Source organism: Vibrio tapetis subsp. quintayensis (assembly GCF_030409945.1).
Classification (GTDB): domain Bacteria; phylum Pseudomonadota; class Gammaproteobacteria; order Enterobacterales; family Vibrionaceae; genus Vibrio; species Vibrio quintayensis.
The window spans coordinates 67520-87411 of the sequence record NZ_JAUFQV010000043.1; the positions used below are offsets into that span (position 1 = coordinate 67520).

Genomic DNA, 19892 nt, shown 5'->3' on the forward strand with positions numbered 1-19892 from the left:
CCTCGTTATTATTTGTTTTAATTCTCACGACTCTTATTGACGATTTTTGATAGAACGTTGCTTTCAGTATTAGTAAATCAATTTGCCCAGAGGGTTAAACAGTTGGCTAACGCCTTGAGTGAAATGCAATGCGTCACTGCTTACGGTTAAACAAACACATCCTTCTTGCGTGACTGGGTTGTGAGTGTGTTCACCACTTAACCAGATAAAATCTCCCGCATGGTAGGTGCCCATTTCATCTTCAAAGCTGCCTTGCAGTAATAGCGTTATTTCGAACCCTTTGTGGGTATGGTGTGGCACGCTGCCGCCTTTATCGATATGGAGTAAACTGGTGCGGCGTGTTTCATCGTCTAAGTTGATACGTGCTCTAGAAATTTTCCCTAGCCCTTGCCATTCTTTCAACGCGAGAGACTTAATCGCATTGGGTAGGGAAATTCGCTTTCCTGCCACTTCAATTTCAGTGACGGTTTTAGGCCGTGTGGTTGGTTCCTCTACCGGCAAGCTGGTTATCTGGGCGAGCATGTCTGAGTCAGTACTTATTCCTGTGTCGTTAACATCGTTGAAAATGCTGCTAACGTCGCTGTGATCATCAGGGTTAGAGCTGGTGGCTAATTCCGTCATCAACTCTTCAAATTCGCTTTGACGTAGGTTTTCTGTCTCGTCTGCACATTCATGAGTTGTGTAACAACCCGTGCTGTCGGCTTCCATATCAAACACGTCGGCCGCCACAAGTTCGGTCAGTTGGTGAACGAGTTGTTGGCAGTGTGGGCACATTTCTACATGGCTCGCGACAATGACCGCGACAGAAGCGGGCAGTGTTCCCTCAACAAATTGCTGTAATACTGTGTGGCTTGGGTGATGGTTAATCATGATCGTGCTCTCCCATTTGCTGCCTGATTTTTGCTAAAGCCAGTCGTAATCGCGATTTGATGGTGCCTATCGGTACACCGAGTTGTTCGGATAATTGTTCTTGTGACAATTCTTGAAAGTACACACCTTGTACTACCACTTTTTGAGCCAAAGGTAAGCGGTCTACGTGGCGTTCTATCTGTTTGGTCAGTAGGTGGTCGCGAAATGGCGTATCGCCTTGGTGTTCTTGTAAACTCGCTTGTTGATGCTGCGCTTCTTCCAATGGCCAGATGTCGTCACCAAGATTTTGTTCAGCTTGGCTTTTCACTTTTCGCAGTTGGTCAAAAGAGGCGTTTCGCATCACGGTGTAAATCCATGTGGTAGCGGCTCCTTTGCTCACATCGTATAGGCGTGCTTTTTTCCAAACGTTAGTCATGGTGTCTTGAACTAATTCGTTGGCTTGAGCTTCATTGCTGAATTGTTTTATTCCAAACCGCTTTATTTTGGGTGCAAAGAACTCGAACAAGCGGGTAAATGCGATTTTGTCTTGGTTTTGAGCGACAAGCGTTAACCAGTGAGATAATTCTGGATGCGATGACTGTTGTGTCGCGTGATCAGTCGTTGATTGATTAATGGGCTTCCCTCCCGCAATCGGTTCGATGTTTTGCATCTCAACTACTCTCATTTGAAAACGTATTAACCAATACGAATGGCTTCCACAAAAAGATCACTCAAATTTCATTTTATTTTTTCAGAGTAAGCAATGGTACTTATTTGGCCTAATTGTGTTTGTCTATGAGGGAGTTAAGTAGTGCAACGAGCTGTGCGTAGTCGAGCTGGTGGATGAATTGGTGCTTGTCATCAATTGGCAAAGGCAATATTTCCAATAGTCGCGCGCCTACCCATTCAGCATAGTCGAAATGCTGAGTTGGGTATAGGGTACTGAGTTCATAATTTGCGGAGAATATGTCTTTTAAAACAGAGGCGAATCTCGTTTCATGTACTTGAACGCCATGTTGCGCCATTGACCAGTGAGGCAAGGTTTGAGTTTGAGCGACAAGCAAGTTGTCTGCTTGTAAGGAAAAATGGGAGAGAGAGACCATTCGTGTGGCTAATACATCAACGGTAAGCACGCCATCTGAGCCCTGATCGAAATCGACAATTTGTACATGTGCTCCCCAATCCGACGACAGATAGTCTTTGTCCTGATCATAGTGCGCAATGACGAACCCATTCGTTTGGTTAGTATTGGCGATCATTGAGACATACCTTGGTTCAAATATGCGTAATCTTTGCATCCCTCCAGATAAGATGAAGATTGGCAATGGAAATACGGGCAGTACTGCCGATGTTGGTAGGTCTATTCTTTTAACCTGGATACCATTTTTATAATCAGTCACAGCGTCTCCTTCGTTGCTCGTTGCTTTTTTTGCTAGAAGCATTTTCACAAGACCAATACGCAAACGCGGTGGCTTTCGATCACTTTGTGACTCTTTTTTGTTTCGTTATTAAATTGTCTGCCATTCTTAATGACGAGCGCTTTTCGGTGTTTCGTTAAAGTGGCGCTTGTATTCTCGACTGAACTGCGATGACGAGCTGTATCCCACCAAACGGGCCGCATCACTGATGCGTTTTCCTTCACTTTGAATCAGTTCTTTAGCTTTGTTTAACCGCACTTTTTTTATGTACTGTAATGGTGATTCCAGCGTGACATTGCGAAACGCTTGGTGGAAAGCAGACACGCTCATGTTTGCCTCTTCTGCGAGTGATTGTACCGTTAGGGGCTCGTGGTAGGTTTGGTGTACTTTATTGAGGGCTTTTGCCACACGAGCATAAGGGCCCTCATGGTGAGCTAGGTCGAACAATACATGGCCTTCTTCACTCGTTAAGGCTCGATATACCAACTCTTCTAATAGCGAAAGGCCGATGACTTGCGCTTCTATATCATCACACAAAGCCACCATTATTCGTTTGCAGGTATCCAGCATACATGGATTCATTTTGACCGACTTTAGCCCACAAGCATTCGATGGGGTGCTTTTTGCGTGAGGAGTATCTGCGTGATGATTGTTTGTGTGGCGATTTTCGTGGCTATATTGCAGTTGCTCTAGGCGAGTGACGAGCTTGTGCAGCATAGCGGAATCGATGTTGACCGTAAGCCCTAACATGGGTTTCCCCTCTTCTGGCAAGGCTTCACATTCAAGGGGCATAGGTACCCCCACGACCAAGTAATCTTCAGGCCCATAGGCAACCGGGGTAGATCCAATATGAATGTTTTTATGGCCTTGGCCTAAGATAACAATACCTGATTGGTAAACAAATGGCTGCCTGCTATTGCCTTTGCTACTACGATAGAACAGCACGCCGGGGATTTCTGTTTGGTGGATTCCTTCGAGAGTATTGAGTTTACGAGTGTCGACGTATTGTTGCATCAGTTGGCCAAGAGATATCATGGATATTGTCCTCTATTGTAATTTTACAAGAGTACTGTCTGTGTAGGAATAGGCAAGTTTATTCGATTAATGAGGCTTTTTTATCTGGTGGTTAAAGACTAATATGCATGTTATACCCAAAAGCAATGTTATTTAATAATTCTAAGCAAGAGGTTTAACCATGCAGTTTTCTTACGTAAATCCGACTCAAATTCATTTTGGCCAAGGCCAGATCAAAACAGTGGCCAATGCGATTGCCAAAGATCAAAAAGTGTTGGTGATCTATGGTGGTGGTTCCATCAAGAAAAATGGTGTTTATGATCAAGTGGTGGCGGCACTCGATGGGTTTGACTGGACTGAATTCTCAGGTGTTGAGCCTAACCCAACGAAAGAAACGTTAGACAAAGCGGTCGCTGTCGTGAAGCAAGAAAGCATTGACTACATTTTAGCTGTGGGTGGTGGGTCTGTTGTCGATGGTTCGAAATATGTTGCTGCCGCCGCAAAATACGATGGTGACGGCTGGGACATCATGGTTGGAAAACATAAAGTAACAGAAGCTACGCCGATTGGTGCAATTCTGACGCTGCCAGCTACGGGTTCTGAATCAAATATGGGTGCAGTGATCACTCGCGCTGAAACTCAAGATAAGCTTGCTTTCATGGCACCTGCAGTGCAGCCGAAATTCGCTGTACTAGACCCAGATGTGATGAAATCGCTGCCAGAACGTCAGTTGGTGAATGGTCTGGTTGATGCGTGGGTACATGTGTGTGAGCAATACATCACATTGCCTACTGATGCGATGGTACAAGAAGGTTACGCAGAAGTGTTACTACGTAATCTAAAAACACTTGGCGAACAATACGCAGAGCGCGATAGCGACAAATGGCGTGCGAACCTAATGTGGACGGCAAACCAAGCGCTTAACGGGTTAATTGGTACGGGTGTTCCACAAGACTGGGCAACACATATGATTGGCCATGAGCTAACGGCAATGTGGGGTGTGGACCACGCTCGTTCTTTGGCGATTGTTCAACCTTCGCTCCTTCGTAACCAAATCATCCATAAACGTCCTAAGTTAGAGCAAATGGGCAAAAACGTATTCGGCTTAGAAGCCGGAGCCGATTTGGCTGAGCGCACAATTGATGCGATTGAAGCTTTCTATGTGTCTTTAGATGTTCCCGTTAAGCTAACGGATTACGGCACGGATAAAACTGCAGCGGTCGACAGTGTTGTTGCTCAGTTGGAAAAACACGGCATGGTAGTACTGGGTGAAAATCAAAGTATCGATTTGAAAGCAAGCCGTGAAATTCTAGAACAAGCGATTGCTTAGGGTTTGTATCTAGATCTCACGCTAACGCTATAAATGGCGAAAGCGATAATTGACTAAAATAAAAAGCAGCGTGCATTGGTACGCTGCTTTTTTATGGCTGTGCTCATCTCAAATATGGCAATAAATAACAAAATTCGTGCACCTATTTGAGATTAGAAAGAGTGAAATTGCTATTAGTTTGGCGAATGCGTTGTCACGTGTGTCCGTTGTCACATTTATCGATACCACAATCAGTTAGCTAGTTCTTTGATTTATTTTCAGGCGTAAAATATATGGTGCTTGTTACCGAATGGCAAACTGCTCAGTATGCCACTGGTTTTTTACAATTTAAATATATAGGTTTCCTATGCTAAAGAAACTCTCGCTTAAAAATAAGCTAGCGATCTCAGCTAGTATGGCCATTATCCTGGGGGGGATATTGGTCGAAGCACTTTCTTTTCGTGCATCATTGCAACGATTAGATATTGAAGTAGAACAGCGATTAGAAAGTACGTCAGCGTCTTACAATCAATATGTGTCTGATTGGATTTTATCCAAGGAACGAGCGCTCAAATCTTTGTCTACAGAGTCCAAGAAAGAGGGTTTAGTGACACACCTTAAACAGGTTCGTGATTCTGCGGCTTTTGATAATGTGTTCTTAGCTTTTCCTGATGGTTCGCAAAAAAATGCCAATGGTGTCGTACTGCCTGCTGGTAACGATGATCCACGCCAATGGGGTTGGTATACCAATGCGGTCGCGAACCCAAGTAACGTCTTTATGGATAATCCAACAGTTGCTGCTGCGACGGGTGCAAATGTGGTGTCGTTAGGTAAAGCGATGCAACTGCATGGTGAGCAAGTTGTACTCGGTGCGGACGTAGAAATTACCGACATTCTAAACAGCCTTGAAAAAGTGATCCTTCCGGGTGAAGGTTACATGTTCATCGCGACCAATAAAGGCACGGTTTATACGCACGCTGACACCAAGCTATTGAATAAAAACATAAGCTTGCTTGGTTTGAATTTCTCAGACGTGCAAATCGCGATGGCCAGTGGGAAAGACATGCCCATTGAGCTGAATGGCAGTAAGTACGTCCTGTATGCTCGTGCCATTGATGGAACTAGCCTAATTACCGTCAGCGTAGTGAACCATGATTCGTTGGTAGCACCACTATTTGATGCCGTGATTGGTCAGGTGCTCGTGACGCTTGTTGTGGTTATTGTCTGTACTTTGTTATTCAACTTGCTGTGTAATATTTTATTTCGTCCGCTTAACCATGTTTCGCAAGCGTTGGCACAAATTGCCAATGGTAGCGGCGACTTGACTCAACGTATTCATGTTGAAAACCAAGATGAAGTCGGGGAGCTTGCCCATAATTTCAACACCTTCGTTGGCAGTTTACAGCAACTGATCGGGCACATTCGTGGTCAATCTGAGCAGTTGAACAGCCAGTCTGAGCAAAGTGCTCAGCGTGCGAACCGTTCTGTGAATGAGCTTGATCACCAGCAGCAAGAAATCTCCATGGTTGCAACGGCTGTGACAGAAATGGCCAGTGCGACACAAGAGATTGCATCGCACGCCGAACAAACCGCTAAAGCGGCTCAAGATTCGGCAACCAGCACGAACAACGGCCATACGCTGGTGGTTGATACGAAAGGATCGATTAACAGCCTAGCGAACGAAGTTAATGAAGCAGGCAATGTGATCAGCGATCTTAACAAGCATGCGCAAGAGATCTCGACCGTACTCGCAACCATTCAAGGCATTGCAGAGCAAACGAATTTATTGGCTCTTAATGCGGCGATTGAAGCAGCGCGTGCGGGAGAGCAAGGCCGTGGTTTTGCGGTAGTTGCGGATGAAGTTCGAGTCCTGTCACAACGCACTCATTCTTCAACCGAAGAGATCAAGTCTACGATTGACATCTTGCAGCGCACGACGAGCCAAGCGGTTGAACTTATGGAAAGCAGTTCTAAGCTAGCTCTGCATTCTGTAGAAGACGCAGACAGAGCGTCTGATGCACTTGAAGAAATCAACTCGGCGGTCGCGTTAATCAGTGATATGGCAACACAAATAGCAACGGCTGCTGAAGAGCAAACCCATGTGACCGGTGAAATTACTCAAAATGTAACATCGATTAAGGATGTGACTGATCAACTGGTTGTTGGCTCACAGGACAGTTTGGCAGAGTCGAACGAATTGAAAAGGCAAGCGGCGGGCTTAAGTGAAAAAGTGGCGACGTTTAAACTGGCCTAATTAAGCGCTATTTCGCCTTAAAAGCAGATAACTCATTAAAGCGACGTATATAACGTCGCTTTTTTTATTCCTATAATTAGGCTTTGTGAAACACGGGGTAATCCGTATAACCATGTTCATTCCCGCCAAACAAGGTCGCGCCGTTTAGGTCTGCGAGTTCGTAATTATTCTCTAGGCGTGAAACTAAATCTGGGTTTGATACGAATGGACGACCAAATGCGACTAAGTCCGCGTAACCTTTGTTTAAGACCTCTTCTGCCCGCTCTGGTGTGTAGCTTCCTGCAACGATGATGGTATTGGTGAACTTCTCTCGCAACTCAACGCGGAAGCTTTCGGGGATCACGGGCGCATCGTCCCAATCGGCTTCAGATAAGTGCATGTAAGCAATATCCCTGCCTTGCAGTTCTTTCGAAGCATCTAGGATTGTAGGAACAATATCGGGGCAATCCATATCTTTAAATGTGATGAAGGGTGCAAGGCGAACGCCTACTTTATCAGGACCAATGGCTTCGATTACCGCGTCTACCACTTCAAGAAGAAAACGAATGCGATTATGGCGTGTACCACCATAATTATCAGTGCGCTTGTTCGAGTTTGTACGCAGGAACTGATCGATAAGGTAGCCGTTTCCACCGTGGATCTCAACGCCATCAAAGCCTGCATCTACCGCGCGTTTAGCAGAATAAGCAAAATCCTCGATCACACGATTGATATCTGCTTGTGACATCTCACGAGGCTGAACGCAATCAACCATATTGCCATTGCCTTCTTCATCAGAAATCCAAACCTTGGTTTCGACAGGCGTAAGTGCAGAAGGTGCGATGGGCAGCGCTCCCTTTTGGAAAGTAGGATGAGAAACTCGGCCTACATGCCACAGTTGGCAAAACATTGCGGCGCCACGTTCTTTTACTGCTTTAGTAACTGGCTGCCAGCCTTTGACTTGTTCATCGGTATAAACTCCTGGAGTGAACGAGTAACCTTGTGAATCGTCCGAAATCTGAGTGGCTTCAGAGATGATGAGGCCAGCAGTAGCACGCTGTTGGTAGTAAGTCGCCATCATGTCATTTGGGATGTTACCAGGCTGACTAGTTCGAGCGCGTGTCATTGGAGCCATGACGACTCGGTTAGGTAAATCCAAGCTCTTTAGATTCGTTTTTTGGAATAACTTGCTCATAATGTTGACCCTATTTTAGTCGTTGAATACGTGCTTTTTGTGACCGATTCATCCATCATCTTTTTAGATAGTCGGTGCTTGTTTGCTTATCGTCGCAATGATTGTTTGTTAGCAATGTCAGTCATTATATTTATTCGCTTAGTTTTGATAATTGGTTAAAATATGAAATCATTATTCAGATAAACTGAACAATAGGCTTGGTATGGATAAATTTTCTGACATGGCAATGTTTGTGAGCATTGTGAAGCATCAAGGGCTGGCAGCTGCAGGGCGCGATCTCGGACTTTCCCCGGCTACAATGACGGCCAGGCTTCAGTCGCTAGAAGAGAGATACGGAGTAAAGCTGCTGAATCGGAGTACGAGGCATGTGTCACTCACCGACTCTGGTGAACTGTATTACAAAGCGTGTACTGAGATTTTAGAAAACGTCAGTGAGGCAGAAACCCTGATTCGCAATGGTGTGAAAGAGGTGAAAGGTTCGTTAAAGATCGTCGCCCCAAAGGACATTGGTAAACAGTATATCCTTCCGATATTGAATGAGTTTTCTGAACAGTATCCAGACATTGTGCCCTATTTGTATCTCAATGATGATCTTTCCAATATTGCAGAGTCAGGTATGGACATTGTCATCCGCTATGGTGAACTTGCAGACAGCAGTTTGATCTCAAGGCGACTGGCACCAAGTCAACGAGTTTTGTGTGCATCACCTGAATATCTTGCCAAGCGTGGAACGCCACTAAAGCCCCAAGATTTAGTCGATCATGATTGCTTAGTGATGCTTCGCAGCAATGAAGAATTAAAGACATGGCACTTCCAAGAACAAGACAAAAAAAGATCCATTACGGTTGCGCCCAAGCGATTCTCAGATGACGGAGAGGTGATTCGATGTTGGGCATTGGAAGGCGCCGGGATAGCACTCAAGTCAATTTTGGACGTACAGGCCGACATCAATGAACTGAGGCTTGTTACAGTGCTTGATGGATACATGAAAAACTTCAATACTTCAACGTTAGCATCTAGCGCAGACTTGAATGTTATTTATATCAGTAAGAAGTATCAGCCAAAACGAATTCGTCTTTTTCTGGATTTTTTGTTTGAGAGATTTCACAAGACTTAGACAAACATCCTCCCCATAAAATGGACACACACCTAAGAAAGAGGCTAATGATCGAATAGAAAATCAGTCCGTAAAAGTGGACACACACTAAACACGATTCAGAGGCAAAATAGACACACACCTAAGAAAGAGAGTAATGAGCGAATAACACGTCAGTGTTGGTTGGTCATATTTAGTGATGTTTTCTCTGTAAAAGCGTACGAAGTGGTTAAATTTAGGTGAAATTTCAAGCCATTTAGACCTTGAAGACAACGCAGTTAGCCAACTTAATGCTGGCGTAGTGTTTGTGATTATGAAATGCCAACCTATTTTCTATTCAAGCTGATAACAGTGAATTTTTGTTTTACCTAGTGCCGTTTTGGCTTGTGCAAGACTACTAGGTGAGCCTATTGCAGTGGAACGTTTTCTTTCAAGCGTGGTGCAGACTTCAAGCCAATCACTTTGATTGAAATTAAGTCTCTCCAAAATGGGTGGCATATTGTTAGCCATTGTTGCTTTATTCTCTCGAAACTGCCTTGCTGTCCAATCTACTAATTCGATGTAATCTATTAATCTAAAAGGTATTCCATCCATCAACTTGTTTGTTGCATTGCCAATAAATGGGTGCAAACAAGGCGCGGTTACAAGGTTGTCATTAAGCGCCTTTAGCCTTGCTTTTATTGACGTAAATTCGGAGTGTTCAGGGGACTTAGCTATCCCTGCACGAACCGGGTTTAAGTCCACATAGGCCATGGCAGCGGCTAAGGCCTTTTCATCAAGTAGCGCTTGGCTTTTGAAGCGACTTTCCCAAAAGTGGCCAGTACATTCATCCTCCTGATTAGCTTTACACGCAATGTCGTAGTTTAGCTCTTTCATGAACCAACTTAATGACCATAACCTCTCTCGCCAGATATTGATGATTTCTATGCACTTATCTTGCTCTGCTTGGGTCTTTAATTCTTTTCTTAGCCAACGTTGAACCAAGACAGGCAACTTGTGAGACCGACTCCAACGCTCAATCACTTCATCCAGTCTTAATCTAAGAGCCTTGTCGCGATTGATGTGCAACACCAAATGGTAATGATTCGACATCACCGCATAGGCGCAGACATCAATGCAATAAGTGCGAGTGAGGGACTGAATTTTGTGCTCAATCCATTCTCTTCGGTGTTCGTAGCTCTTGTTAGTCGAGGCGTCACTGCCACATAAAAAGCTTTGCCTTACACATCTCGAAACACAGTGATAGTAGGGCGTTGCATCGACGGAGATAAGCTGTTTTCTTGCTGTAGCCATGAACGTTTCCAATGAGTTTTTTACTAAGATAGCAATGGCGTAGAAAAGGAGAAGTTTTGAAGAATAGAAGTGGAGTGGTGTCGAGGTAAAGTCAGTCGTTTGGTCATACTATTTGGTGTGTGTCCGGTGGGGAGAGGTTTAATTCCTACTTAAGCGGTTCGTAACAAAACGAACAAAGTTTTCTCGAACAGAACCCGGCTTGTCTTCATTCCATATTAAGCCTACGTCCCACTCAGAGCTTTGGCTGTTTAGTGAGATAAAGCGAATGTTTTGATTTGCTATATTCTTAACGCTGGATGGTACAATCGTAAAACCAAGATCTGCTGAAACTAAAGCCAAAAGCGTTAGAATATCATCGGCTTCTTGCGTCGGGGTTAGAGTTTGTTGAAGCTCGTGGATAACGGTGTCCACTTGCTGGGTTAAGCCACGACCTCTCGTAGGGTTGAGCCGTAAGTAATCGATATTGGATAAGAACTCCCACAATCTATCTTCTTCAACTAATCGATTTTTATTAATCGCAATCACCAAGTGATCCGAGAGAAGCGGTATTCCTTTAAGGGGAGGGGCAACCGGTAATCGATTAAAACTTAACTGCAATTCGCCATGCAGCAGCGCATCCGTTTGATGTTGTGAGGGCGTGTCGTTAAGGGTGACATGCACATTCGGATTCATTTGCTTAAACTGAGCAATCGCTTGTGGTGCTATTTGATATGACGATATGCCAAAGCCGATATTAAGATGCCCCGTTGTGCCTTCTGCCACGCTATTGGTTAATGTTTGAAAATCCCCAAAACTCGCAACCATTCGCTTTGCTTCTGGTAACAGAGTGAGCCCAGCTTGAGTTAATTCAGCGCCGTTCCTTCCTCGTTCAAATAACGTTATTCCGGTATAGGCTTCTAGTCTTTGAATCTTTTTCGTCAAGGCTGACTGAGTAATACAGAGATGCTCTGATGCGATTCGGTAGTTGCGATCGCCCGCCAGTTGGCAAAAAGTACGAAGCTGGTCGATATCCATTCCAGTTGCTCATGAAATGTGGAATTTCTTTCATTATAAAGAATGGATGTTGTTTTTTATACTGGCTCTGTCAAGTTTAAAGCGAAAAGGAATCAAAAATGAAAGATATACGCGTCTCATCAGTCCAGTTTAATCATCATGCAAATGACAAAGCCTATAACTTAGCCGTGATAGAAAATTATGTATCAAGATCATTGGAAAATGGCGTAGAGATGATTGTTTTTCCTGAAATGTGTATTACCGGGTATTGGCATGTTTCTAAGCTGAATAAATCGGCTATTGATGGGCTAGCGGAGCGTGTTCCTCAAGGATCCAGTTGCCAAGCTTTGCTGGCTATGTCAGCTAAATACGGAGTTAGCATTGGTGCGGGTCTCATTGAAAAAGACGAGGCAGGAGATCTTTATAACTGCTATGTGATGGCGATGCCTGATGGGCGAATTGAGGCACACAGAAAACTTCATACCTTCGTGAGTAAGCACATGACAAGTGGCAACGAATTTACCGTGTTCGATACGCCCCACGGATGCCGAGTCGGAATATTGATCTGCTGGGATAATAATCTCGTCGAAAATGTCCGAATTACAGCGTTAAAAGGCGCAGATATTCTCATTGCGCCGCACCAAACAGGAGGGTGTAATTCGCGTAGCCCTAACGCAATGGGGCTTATCGACACGCAGTTATGGCATAACAGAAAACAAAACCCAGACGCCATTCGTGCAGAAATGCAGGGTAAGAAGGGGCGAGAATGGTTGATGCGCTGGTTGCCAGCACGTGCTCACGATAACGGAATGTTCCTCATTTTTAGTAATGGCGTCGGTGTTGATATGGATGAGGTAAGAACCGGAAATGCAATGATACTAAACCCATACGGAGAGGTTCTGGCAGAAACCGACAGCGTTGATGATGATATGGTTATTGCTGATTTAAAAGCAGACGAGCTCAAAATGTGCACCGGTAAGCGCTGGATAAGAGGCCGCCGTCCAGATTTGTACCGTGATCTAACCATTGAGCAGGGAAATGAGCTGTCACCATTTTGTGCACGTTTTTCAGAAGACTAGCAGGTAGTTCATGCGAGAACGTGAACCGATGATGAGGCCGGCTGGTTATTTTGTGATCTTGGCGGCGAGATATTGACTCATTCTATTGTGCATGCCATTTCACTGCTAAGGTCTTAACTCTACTAACAAAGGTTATAAACGAGGTAATCATGGGCGTTGTTTTAATTACAGGTGGCAGTAAAGGTATCGGATACGAATCGGTATTGAGATTTTTAGAGCTGGGTTATCAAGTGATCACCTGTTCAAGAGACTCGCTTTATTGGCAGAATACAGTGAAAGACAACCCCACCTTAGCGAGTGTCGACTATTACAGCGTAGACATCTCCGACACGGAACAGGTTGAGCATTTTTTCGAAAGCCTCACGTTGAAATATTCGCAGATTGATATCGCGATTAATAACGCCTCACCTAAATTAGAGTCATCAGGTGCATTTTCCTCGGTAGAGACCCACCTATTGCACGCAACGATGATGCAAGACTTTTGGTCTCATGCTCTGTGTTTGAAGCATGAACTAAATTTGATGAAGCAAGGAGGAGCAATCGTCAATGTCAGCTCCATTAACGGGATAAGACCCACTCCTAATGCTGCCATGTATGCAGCCTCTAAGCACGCAATAGAAGGATTAACTCGCTCTGTGGCCTTAGAAGCGACAGAGAAAGGGATTCGAGTTAATGCGGTCGCTCCAGGGGTAACGTGGACGCCTCGTTGGCAAGAAAGAACAGTAGATAAGCCTGAACTAAAAGCCGACGTTGAAAACGCAGTTCCCTTAAAACGCTTTGCACAGAGCAAAGAAATAGTGGATGCGATCGAATTCTTAACATCAGATAAAGCCAGTTATATTATCGGTCATACGTTGGTGGTTGACGGTGGAATATCACTGGCTTAAAACTGGAGCCTAGTTGCTCGTAAGATCGGTAAATAGAATAGCGTTTGCCTGTTGGCATAAAAAGGGAGCCCATTCAGGCTCCCTGTATGATGAAACGCCGTGTTTTTGATTACCGGATTAAGAGCAGTGGCACGTCAGAATTAACAATGATTTTCGTTGTGTTGCTACCAACAAAAAACTGACGAAGCTTTGAGTGCCCATACGCGCCCATCACAATCATTCCAAGGTTCTGACTTTCTTGATAATCTAGAATTGAACGGTGAACCTCCCCCTCAAGCTGTGTTTCAATCACCGTAATGCCCTTGTTTTTTAACCGTAATGACGCGCTTAAAAATGAATCCGTGTTTTCCTTTCCATCTGTGACCATAACAAGGTGACACGTCATCCCCTCTAGCAACGGAGTTTGAATGGCTTTTTCAACCAATTTGTGACTGATTTCACTGCCGTCAAAGGCTAATAGGTAGTCACTGGGAGCGCTGAATTTAGACGTAGCAAGTAAGAAGTGAGCATTTACCATGCGAACAACGCTTTCTAACTGAGAACCTATCGCCTTGGCGTCATTCTTGTGGATGTCGCCTGAGCGTCCCATCACCACCACACGAGTTTCTGGTTCAATATCTATCAAGGTTTCCACTAGGCTGCCATGTTTTTGCAGCATGGCGATATCGTTAACCCCAGCGTTAGTTGCGCTTGCTTTCAAATTTCGAAGCACAGCAGTACCGTGCTGAAGAGCCAATTTTGCGCGCTTTTCATCCAAATCAACAAGCTCTTGCAACAATTGCTCTTGGCTTCCTAGGCCAATGGTGCCCGATAGCTCACTTTCCACTACCGATGACTTTTCAAGAACATGAAGCAAGGTGAGCGGGGCCGACAGCTTTTGCGCTGTCCATATCGCAATATGAGTGACGTGCTGTGAGTGAACAGACCCGTCGATACAGGCTATGATGTTTTTCATATGTCGCTCCTTAGTGTCCGGCCATTAACTTTTCGATTTCTGCAGGTTTATCATGCACGCCAAATTTGTCGACAATGGTTTGTGTTGCGTCATTCATGCCGATCAAGGTCACTTGTGTGCCTTCTCGTTTGAATTTGATCACCACACGATCCAAAGATGATACTGAAGTGATGTCCCAGAAATGAGCGTTGGATAAGTCGATGGTGACGCGTTCGACAACCTCTTTAAAATCGAAAGACTGCATAAATTGATCGGAGGAAGCAAAGAAGATCTGGCCGACAACGTGATAACGACGCTCTTGGCTGCCTTTGTTTAATTCACTTTTGATGACCATAAACCGGCCTATTTTGTTTGCAAAGAAAAGTGACGCAAGCAACACACCAACAAAAACGCCGATGGCTAAGTTGTGGGTAGTGACAACAACAATAACCGTGGTCACCATAACAATGTTCGTCGACAGAGGATGTGATTTTAGATCTCGAATAGAACTCCAAGAGAAAGTCCCGATAGACACCATGATCATCACAGCAACCAATGCCGCCATCGGGATTAGCTTGAGCCAGTCACTAAGAAATACAACCATGATCAGCAAAAATGCCCCAGAACATAACGTCGAAAGCCGCCCGCGACCACCCGATTTTATGTTAATGATTGACTGACCTATCATGGCACACCCCGCCATACCGCCAACCAAGCCCGATAGGATATTGGCGATACCTTGCCCCTTACATTCTTGGTTTTTATTGCTGGTGGTGTCGGTGAGATCGTCCACTATAGTGGCGGTCATCATGGATTCAAGTAAGCCAACAACGGCAAGGCCTGCCGCATAAGGGAAAATGATGGTGAAGGTTTCGAGGTTCAATGGAACATCAGGCCACAGAAAAATCGGCAAAGTGTCTGGTAGTTCACCCATGTCGCCAACAGTCCGAACGTCAATGCCAAAGGTGATGGCCACAAGGGTCAGGGCGACTATGCATACCAAAGGCGAGGGGAGCAATTTGCCAATATAAGACACATAAGGGAAAAGATAAATGATCGCTAACCCTGCGAGAGTCATGGCATAAACGTGCCAAGTGACATCGGTTAATTCGGGCAATTGAGCCATAAATATCAAGATGGCCAGTGCGTTAACAAAGCCAGTGACGACAGAGCGCGACACAAAGCGCATGAGATCACCAAGCTTAAGATAACCAGCGGCAATCTGAATGATGCCCGTGAGTATTGTGGTGGCCAGTAGATATTGTAGTCCGTGGTCTTTAACAAGAGTGACCATTAAAAGCGCCATCGCACCTGTTGCCGCGGAGATCATTCCTGGCCGCGCTCCGACGATAGCGATGATTACAGAAATACTGAATGAGGCGTAAAGCCCGACTTTAGGATCGACACCTGCAATTATTGAGAAAGCAATGGCTTCAGGGATCAGAGCGAGTGCGACCACAATGCCGGCCAGCATTTCGCCACGCAGATTGGAAAACCAATCACGTTTAATTGTTTCTATCATGAGTATTCTCAGTCTAGTTTTGTATAGAGAGGAGTTGCTTTGAAAGGGCATTTCGGGGGGGAAGGGGTTAAGGCGGCGTAATTGACATTCAGTCTCTCCATGGCAAAAATGTGATCCTAGTCGTTATTTTCCGTGTCGTCTGACGAGTAATCTAAGATTGCAAAAGAAAGGCCTAAGACTCGAAGTTTATTTTTGTGAGTGGGCAGAAATTGCAGTCGCGACACAAAACGCTTGAGTTAACGTTTTATTTACATTTGAGCGATATGAATTGCGGAAGCACGGTATACTTAGCAGATGCAGATATCTGAACCTAAACCTTTTCAAGGTCAAGTACACGAAAATCGATACCAAACTTGGATACCTCCTCATCCTTTGAGCGATTGGGTTCATTATTTTTGGCAATTACATGTGCCTTGTGGTGAGTTTTCTTATTTAAGTGTTCCAGATAACTGTGTAGACCTTATTTTCAATCTTAGTGACTTGGATGATGCGGTATTGGTGTCGCCATTCACATCTCCTATCGTGTTTCCGCTCACCGGGCCTACTCGTTATTTTGGCGTGAGATTTCGGTTGCTCGGGCAACACGCTTTGCTATCTGAGCCTGTTAGCGAATGGAGATCCGCCGATCATCAGACGCCATTAAAAGAGTTGTTACTTCCCTCATTCATTGACCAACTTCAGGAGTCATGCTCCTTCAATGACGGTTTTGCACAAACAAGCCACCGTGTTGCCAGCGCAATGCTCCAACATATAGAAAGGCCTGTGATTGACCCTAGGGTGTTACAATTCATTCGGTATTGTTATCAACCCAATCGTTCTTTTTCCTTGAAGGAGTTAGCGCCTCAACAATTGGGGATTACCGACAGGCAGCTCAGGCGTCTTACACAACAATATCTAGGGGTAAGTCCTAAAGCGTTCTGTAAAGTGTTGCGTTTTCAAAACACGCTCAGAGTTTGGCAAATCAAGCGAGATAATATGGTTTGGGCTGAGCGGTATTTCGATCAATCACATTTTTCTAGGGAATTTAACCAGTTAACAGGAGTTACGCCTCAGAACTTTTCCAAGATGTCCGTTTTGTACAATAGAACATCGTCACCATCGCCCATTATTCTCCTTAACGACAAAGGGTCGTAAAACATAACTCGTTTTGGAGAAGACTATGATTGAATTTAGCGCAATGTTTCCGGTGATGGTTACAGAAAACTTAGTACAAGTTAAAGCTTTTTATGAAACAATTTTTGGGTTTAAAGCGGTGTACTATCAGGAAGATTTCTATCTCCATTTGGTTTCAATGGACAGTGGTGTACAACTGGGGTTTCTAGTACCAAACCATCCATCTCAACCGGAATTTTTACAACGTCTAATTGACCCAACTGGCTATGTCATCAGTTTGGAAGTCATGGATGCCGCTCGCGCGTATGAACAAGCGAAAGAGTTTAATTTGAATGTCTCCATGCCATTAAAAGAAGAGGTGTGGGGCCAAATTCATTTTATGGTGGAAGACCCATCTGGTATCAATATCGATATTGTTCAGCATCAAGCCGCTACCCAGTAGAAGCTGTTGGTGTATACCTTAGTTGTGGGCTTATTAGAGGTGTGGGGTTCTACCGCGGAAATGCTCCTTAGTTTGTTGATGCGATTACTAAGAAGCAAATAGTGCCATGGGAATTACTGTACTTATATTTATGGTTAGAAAACGAAATAAGTGAACGAAAGGATGCGACCATAAATAAATCTAACTTCAGAAATAGTAACCCTAGAAACGCACAGTTATGCGTTTCTAGGGTTTAGCTGGTGTATTACCGTTGATACTTCGCCTGCCATTTCGAAATACGGGCTTTATCACGATTTTCGTAGGACTGAATTGCTGGCAATAGCTCTAAGTTGAACTCTTTTTCCTTGTCATGACTTATAGCCGTAAGAAGCATCGTATACCAAGCTGTGACTCCCCCCTGCGGCGGTGACTTAAATTTTGGGAAGTCAAATGTAACACTTTCTCCCTCTATCCACTCATTTGGTAAATCAGGTCTGAGTATTAATGCTCTCCCAAGGCCAATGGAGTCCGCTGCATTTATAGATAAGGCATCTATTACTTGCTCCCGCTTTTTAAAGCCCCCCGTCACCACTAAAGGAATATCTGTTAATTCTTTAGCCTTTACCGAAAAATCAATGAAGTACGGGCCGTTTGAAGCGTTGTCTGTACTGGATTCTGCCCCAGGAAAATAAGATCCGCCACTTATCTCAATCAAATCAACAGACGTTGTGTTGAGAAGGGAAATGACCTCTAATGCGTCTTCTTGAGTTAAACCGCGTTCGAGCTGATCTGTGCAATTTATTTTTATACCAATAGGGAAAGTATCTCCAACAGTTCTTCTTACTTCCGCAATTACTTCAATAATAATACGGGAGCGGTTTTCTACCGACCCTCCATATTGATCCGTTCGATGATTAAAGAGTGGTGATAAAAACTGACTTAGTAGAAACCCGTGTCCTGCATGAATCTGTACACCTGTAAATCCTGCTTGTTTCGCAATTGCTGCGGATTTAGCAAACTGATGTGGCAATAAGGCTATGTCTTGCTCGGACATCCCATCACACTCGAAATCTCCAATACAAAGGGCTGATGGCCCTTTGGGTTTACTCAACGGTTGATACGCCAATCCACCTGCATGCCCAAGTTGAGGCCAGATGTGTGCGTTATTAATTACAGCGCGTGAAGTTAATGCTTGCAGAGTTTTGATATCAGACTGTTCTGATAATACGAGGTTTCCTGGTTTTTCTGGAAATAGTGCATCAATTTGAACCTCTCCGACAACCGATAACCCAATACCACCCTCAGCCCATCGTTCATAGAGTCGAGATTGTGCCTGAGTAGGATTTCCCTCTCCATCAGCGAGTGAGTCAGACATTGCAGACTTCATCAGGCGGTTTTTGATGACTGCGCCGCATGGGAGTTCTAAAGGACGGTTAAGTAAGTTTTCGGTGTGTAATGGTTGGGTCATATCTGCCTCTCTGATCACCATCGTTATTAATAGCGATAGAGACATTGTTCCAGATCTTAAGTAAACTAAAAAGACAGTAATGGTTGATATACTTTTAAAAATTATTTAACAATGAACATATCAGATCTCAATTTATTCATTCGAATCGTGGAAACGGGCAGCATAACCGAGGCTGCAAACCAACTAAGTATTACTCCTGCAGCTGTCAGTACTGCGCTGAAAAGGCTCGAAAAAAACTTGGAAGTACAACTGCTTATCAGAACAACTAGACAACTGAGAATAACGCCACAAGGAGAGCAGTTCTTGTTTCATTGCCGTCAGGCATTAGCGAGTTTGGAACAAGGTCGTATAGCCGCACATCAGACACAAGGAAAAGTAAGTGGTAATCTCAGATTATCTGTCTCATCTGATTTGGGCCGCAATACACTTTTACCGTGGATAGAAGAGTTATTGAATGAGCACCCTTTATTATCGATTGATCTGACAGTAGGCGATTCTATTTCAGATTTTTTTCTTGAGCAGGTTGATATGGCTCTTCGCTATGGGAAGCCAGAAAATTCATCTATGGTTTCATTTCATATCGCTACCATGAGTAGGATCACTTGCGCCTCTCAAGCTTATATATCTAGATATGGAGAGCCGTTGCATCCTGAAAGCTTGAGGGAGCATAATTGCTTATTGCACCGCAAGGCTGGTCGTTTGTTTAACTGTTGGGAGTACGCTGACCACTCTGGCACATACAAGGTCAAAGTAGATAGCAACCGAATCAGCAATGATACCGACATAGTTCGTAGGTGGGCAGTTAATGGCAAAGGAATCGCATACCGCTCTCAGATAGATCTCTACTCAGATCTTAATAGCGGGCAACTTGTACAGCTTTTACCAGACTTTGAATCACCATCGGTAGAGCTAAATCTAATCTGTCCAAGCCGAGAGCAGGTAAGTCCTGCTGTTATTGCTTTTCGGGAACTACTTCGGAGGAAAGTATCTCAAATCGTTGCATGATAACTTTGTTGAATAACCATGCAGCATCCCACCCTTAAAATATTCGCCGTCAAAATTAGCCAT

18 protein-coding genes are annotated in these 19892 nt (G+C 44.4%); 8 read left to right on the plus strand and 10 right to left on the minus strand.

All coding sequences use genetic code 11. The features are described from left to right. Nucleotides 1-69: 69 nt before the first annotated feature. From QWZ04_RS21320 to QWZ04_RS21335, 4 genes are all read right to left on the minus strand, one after another. Complete coding sequence (locus QWZ04_RS21320) at nucleotides 70-870, minus strand: ChrR family anti-sigma-E factor (RefSeq protein WP_290330275.1); 801 nt, start codon at nucleotides 868-870, stop codon at nucleotides 70-72. Beyond that, on the minus strand, nucleotides 863-1519 hold the full coding sequence (locus tag QWZ04_RS21325) for a sigma-70 family RNA polymerase sigma factor (protein WP_353958866.1): 657 nt from the start codon (nucleotides 1517-1519) through the stop codon (nucleotides 863-865). The genes QWZ04_RS21320 and QWZ04_RS21325 overlap by 8 nt, the downstream gene beginning before the upstream one ends. Nucleotides 1520-1628: 109 nt before the next feature. Continuing rightward, nucleotides 1629-2249: an LON peptidase substrate-binding domain-containing protein gene (locus QWZ04_RS21330; RefSeq protein WP_290330276.1), complete on the minus strand. Its 621-nt coding sequence runs from the start codon at nucleotides 2247-2249 to the stop codon at nucleotides 1629-1631. 126 nt (nucleotides 2250-2375) lie between these two features. After that, complete coding sequence (locus tag QWZ04_RS21335; RefSeq protein WP_290330277.1) at nucleotides 2376-3302, minus strand: AraC family transcriptional regulator; 927 nt, start codon at nucleotides 3300-3302, stop codon at nucleotides 2376-2378. A gap of 160 nt (nucleotides 3303-3462) precedes the next feature. Between QWZ04_RS21335 and QWZ04_RS21340 the strand changes: the two genes are divergently transcribed. Then, nucleotides 3463-4611, plus strand: a complete 1149-nt coding sequence (locus QWZ04_RS21340; RefSeq protein ID WP_290330278.1) for an iron-containing alcohol dehydrogenase — start codon at nucleotides 3463-3465, stop codon at nucleotides 4609-4611. A 346-nt stretch (nucleotides 4612-4957) separates the two neighbouring features. Next, the gene (locus QWZ04_RS21345; RefSeq protein WP_290330279.1) at nucleotides 4958-6844 is read left to right on the plus strand and encodes a methyl-accepting chemotaxis protein; all 1887 of its coding nucleotides are present in this window, start codon (nucleotides 4958-4960) and stop codon (nucleotides 6842-6844) included. 76 nt (nucleotides 6845-6920) lie between these two features. On the opposite strand, the gene QWZ04_RS21350 is transcribed toward QWZ04_RS21345, so the two are convergent. Beyond that, complete coding sequence (locus tag QWZ04_RS21350) at nucleotides 6921-8018, minus strand: alkene reductase (protein ID WP_290330280.1); 1098 nt, start codon at nucleotides 8016-8018, stop codon at nucleotides 6921-6923. Between the two features lie 202 nt (nucleotides 8019-8220). Between QWZ04_RS21350 and QWZ04_RS21355 the strand changes: the two genes are divergently transcribed. Then, the gene (locus QWZ04_RS21355; protein ID WP_290330281.1) at nucleotides 8221-9135 is read left to right on the plus strand and encodes a LysR family transcriptional regulator; all 915 of its coding nucleotides are present in this window, start codon (nucleotides 8221-8223) and stop codon (nucleotides 9133-9135) included. 312 nt (nucleotides 9136-9447) lie between these two features. Here the strand turns inward: QWZ04_RS21355 and QWZ04_RS21360 are convergent, their stop codons facing one another. Together QWZ04_RS21360 and QWZ04_RS21365 are read right to left on the minus strand one after the other, a co-directional pair. Then, nucleotides 9448-10407 (minus strand): transposase, encoded by a 960-nt coding sequence (locus QWZ04_RS21360; protein ID WP_290330282.1) that lies wholly within the window; start codon nucleotides 10405-10407, stop codon nucleotides 9448-9450. A 138-nt stretch (nucleotides 10408-10545) separates the two neighbouring features. Further along, complete coding sequence (locus QWZ04_RS21365; RefSeq protein WP_290330283.1) at nucleotides 10546-11421, minus strand: LysR family transcriptional regulator; 876 nt, start codon at nucleotides 11419-11421, stop codon at nucleotides 10546-10548. A gap of 98 nt (nucleotides 11422-11519) precedes the next feature. Between QWZ04_RS21365 and QWZ04_RS21370 the strand changes: the two genes are divergently transcribed. Next, nucleotides 11520-12479, plus strand: coding sequence for a nitrilase family protein (locus QWZ04_RS21370; RefSeq protein ID WP_290330284.1), 960 nt, complete (start codon nucleotides 11520-11522; stop codon nucleotides 12477-12479). 149 nt (nucleotides 12480-12628) lie between these two features. Beyond that, the gene (locus QWZ04_RS21375; RefSeq protein ID WP_290330285.1) at nucleotides 12629-13366 is read left to right on the plus strand and encodes an SDR family NAD(P)-dependent oxidoreductase; all 738 of its coding nucleotides are present in this window, start codon (nucleotides 12629-12631) and stop codon (nucleotides 13364-13366) included. Between the two features lie 109 nt (nucleotides 13367-13475). Here QWZ04_RS21375 and QWZ04_RS21380 read toward each other — a convergent pair whose 3' ends face one another. Both QWZ04_RS21380 and QWZ04_RS21385 read right to left on the minus strand, forming a co-directional pair. Then, nucleotides 13476-14321, minus strand: a complete 846-nt coding sequence (locus QWZ04_RS21380) for a universal stress protein (protein ID WP_290330286.1) — start codon at nucleotides 14319-14321, stop codon at nucleotides 13476-13478. A 10-nt stretch (nucleotides 14322-14331) separates the two neighbouring features. Next, on the minus strand, nucleotides 14332-15822 hold the full coding sequence (locus QWZ04_RS21385) for a SulP family inorganic anion transporter (RefSeq protein ID WP_290330287.1): 1491 nt from the start codon (nucleotides 15820-15822) through the stop codon (nucleotides 14332-14334). A 294-nt stretch (nucleotides 15823-16116) separates the two neighbouring features. On the opposite strand from QWZ04_RS21385, the gene QWZ04_RS21390 reads away from it, so the two are divergent. Then, entirely contained in the window at nucleotides 16117-16956 is an 840-nt protein-coding gene (locus tag QWZ04_RS21390; protein WP_290330288.1) for a helix-turn-helix domain-containing protein, read from the plus strand. 25 nt (nucleotides 16957-16981) lie between these two features. Continuing rightward, nucleotides 16982-17377 carry a VOC family protein gene (locus QWZ04_RS21395; RefSeq protein WP_290330290.1) on the plus strand — a complete coding sequence of 132 codons (396 nt, stop codon included), beginning with the start codon at nucleotides 16982-16984 and terminating at the stop codon, nucleotides 17375-17377. A gap of 244 nt (nucleotides 17378-17621) precedes the next feature. Here the strand turns inward: QWZ04_RS21395 and QWZ04_RS21400 are convergent, their stop codons facing one another. Further along, on the minus strand, nucleotides 17622-18824 hold the full coding sequence (locus QWZ04_RS21400) for an NADH:flavin oxidoreductase/NADH oxidase family protein (RefSeq protein WP_290330291.1): 1203 nt from the start codon (nucleotides 18822-18824) through the stop codon (nucleotides 17622-17624). A gap of 111 nt (nucleotides 18825-18935) precedes the next feature. On the opposite strand from QWZ04_RS21400, the gene QWZ04_RS21405 reads away from it, so the two are divergent. Beyond that, entirely contained in the window at nucleotides 18936-19829 is an 894-nt protein-coding gene (locus QWZ04_RS21405) for a LysR family transcriptional regulator (protein WP_290330292.1), read from the plus strand. Nucleotides 19830-19892: the final 63 nt, after the last annotated feature.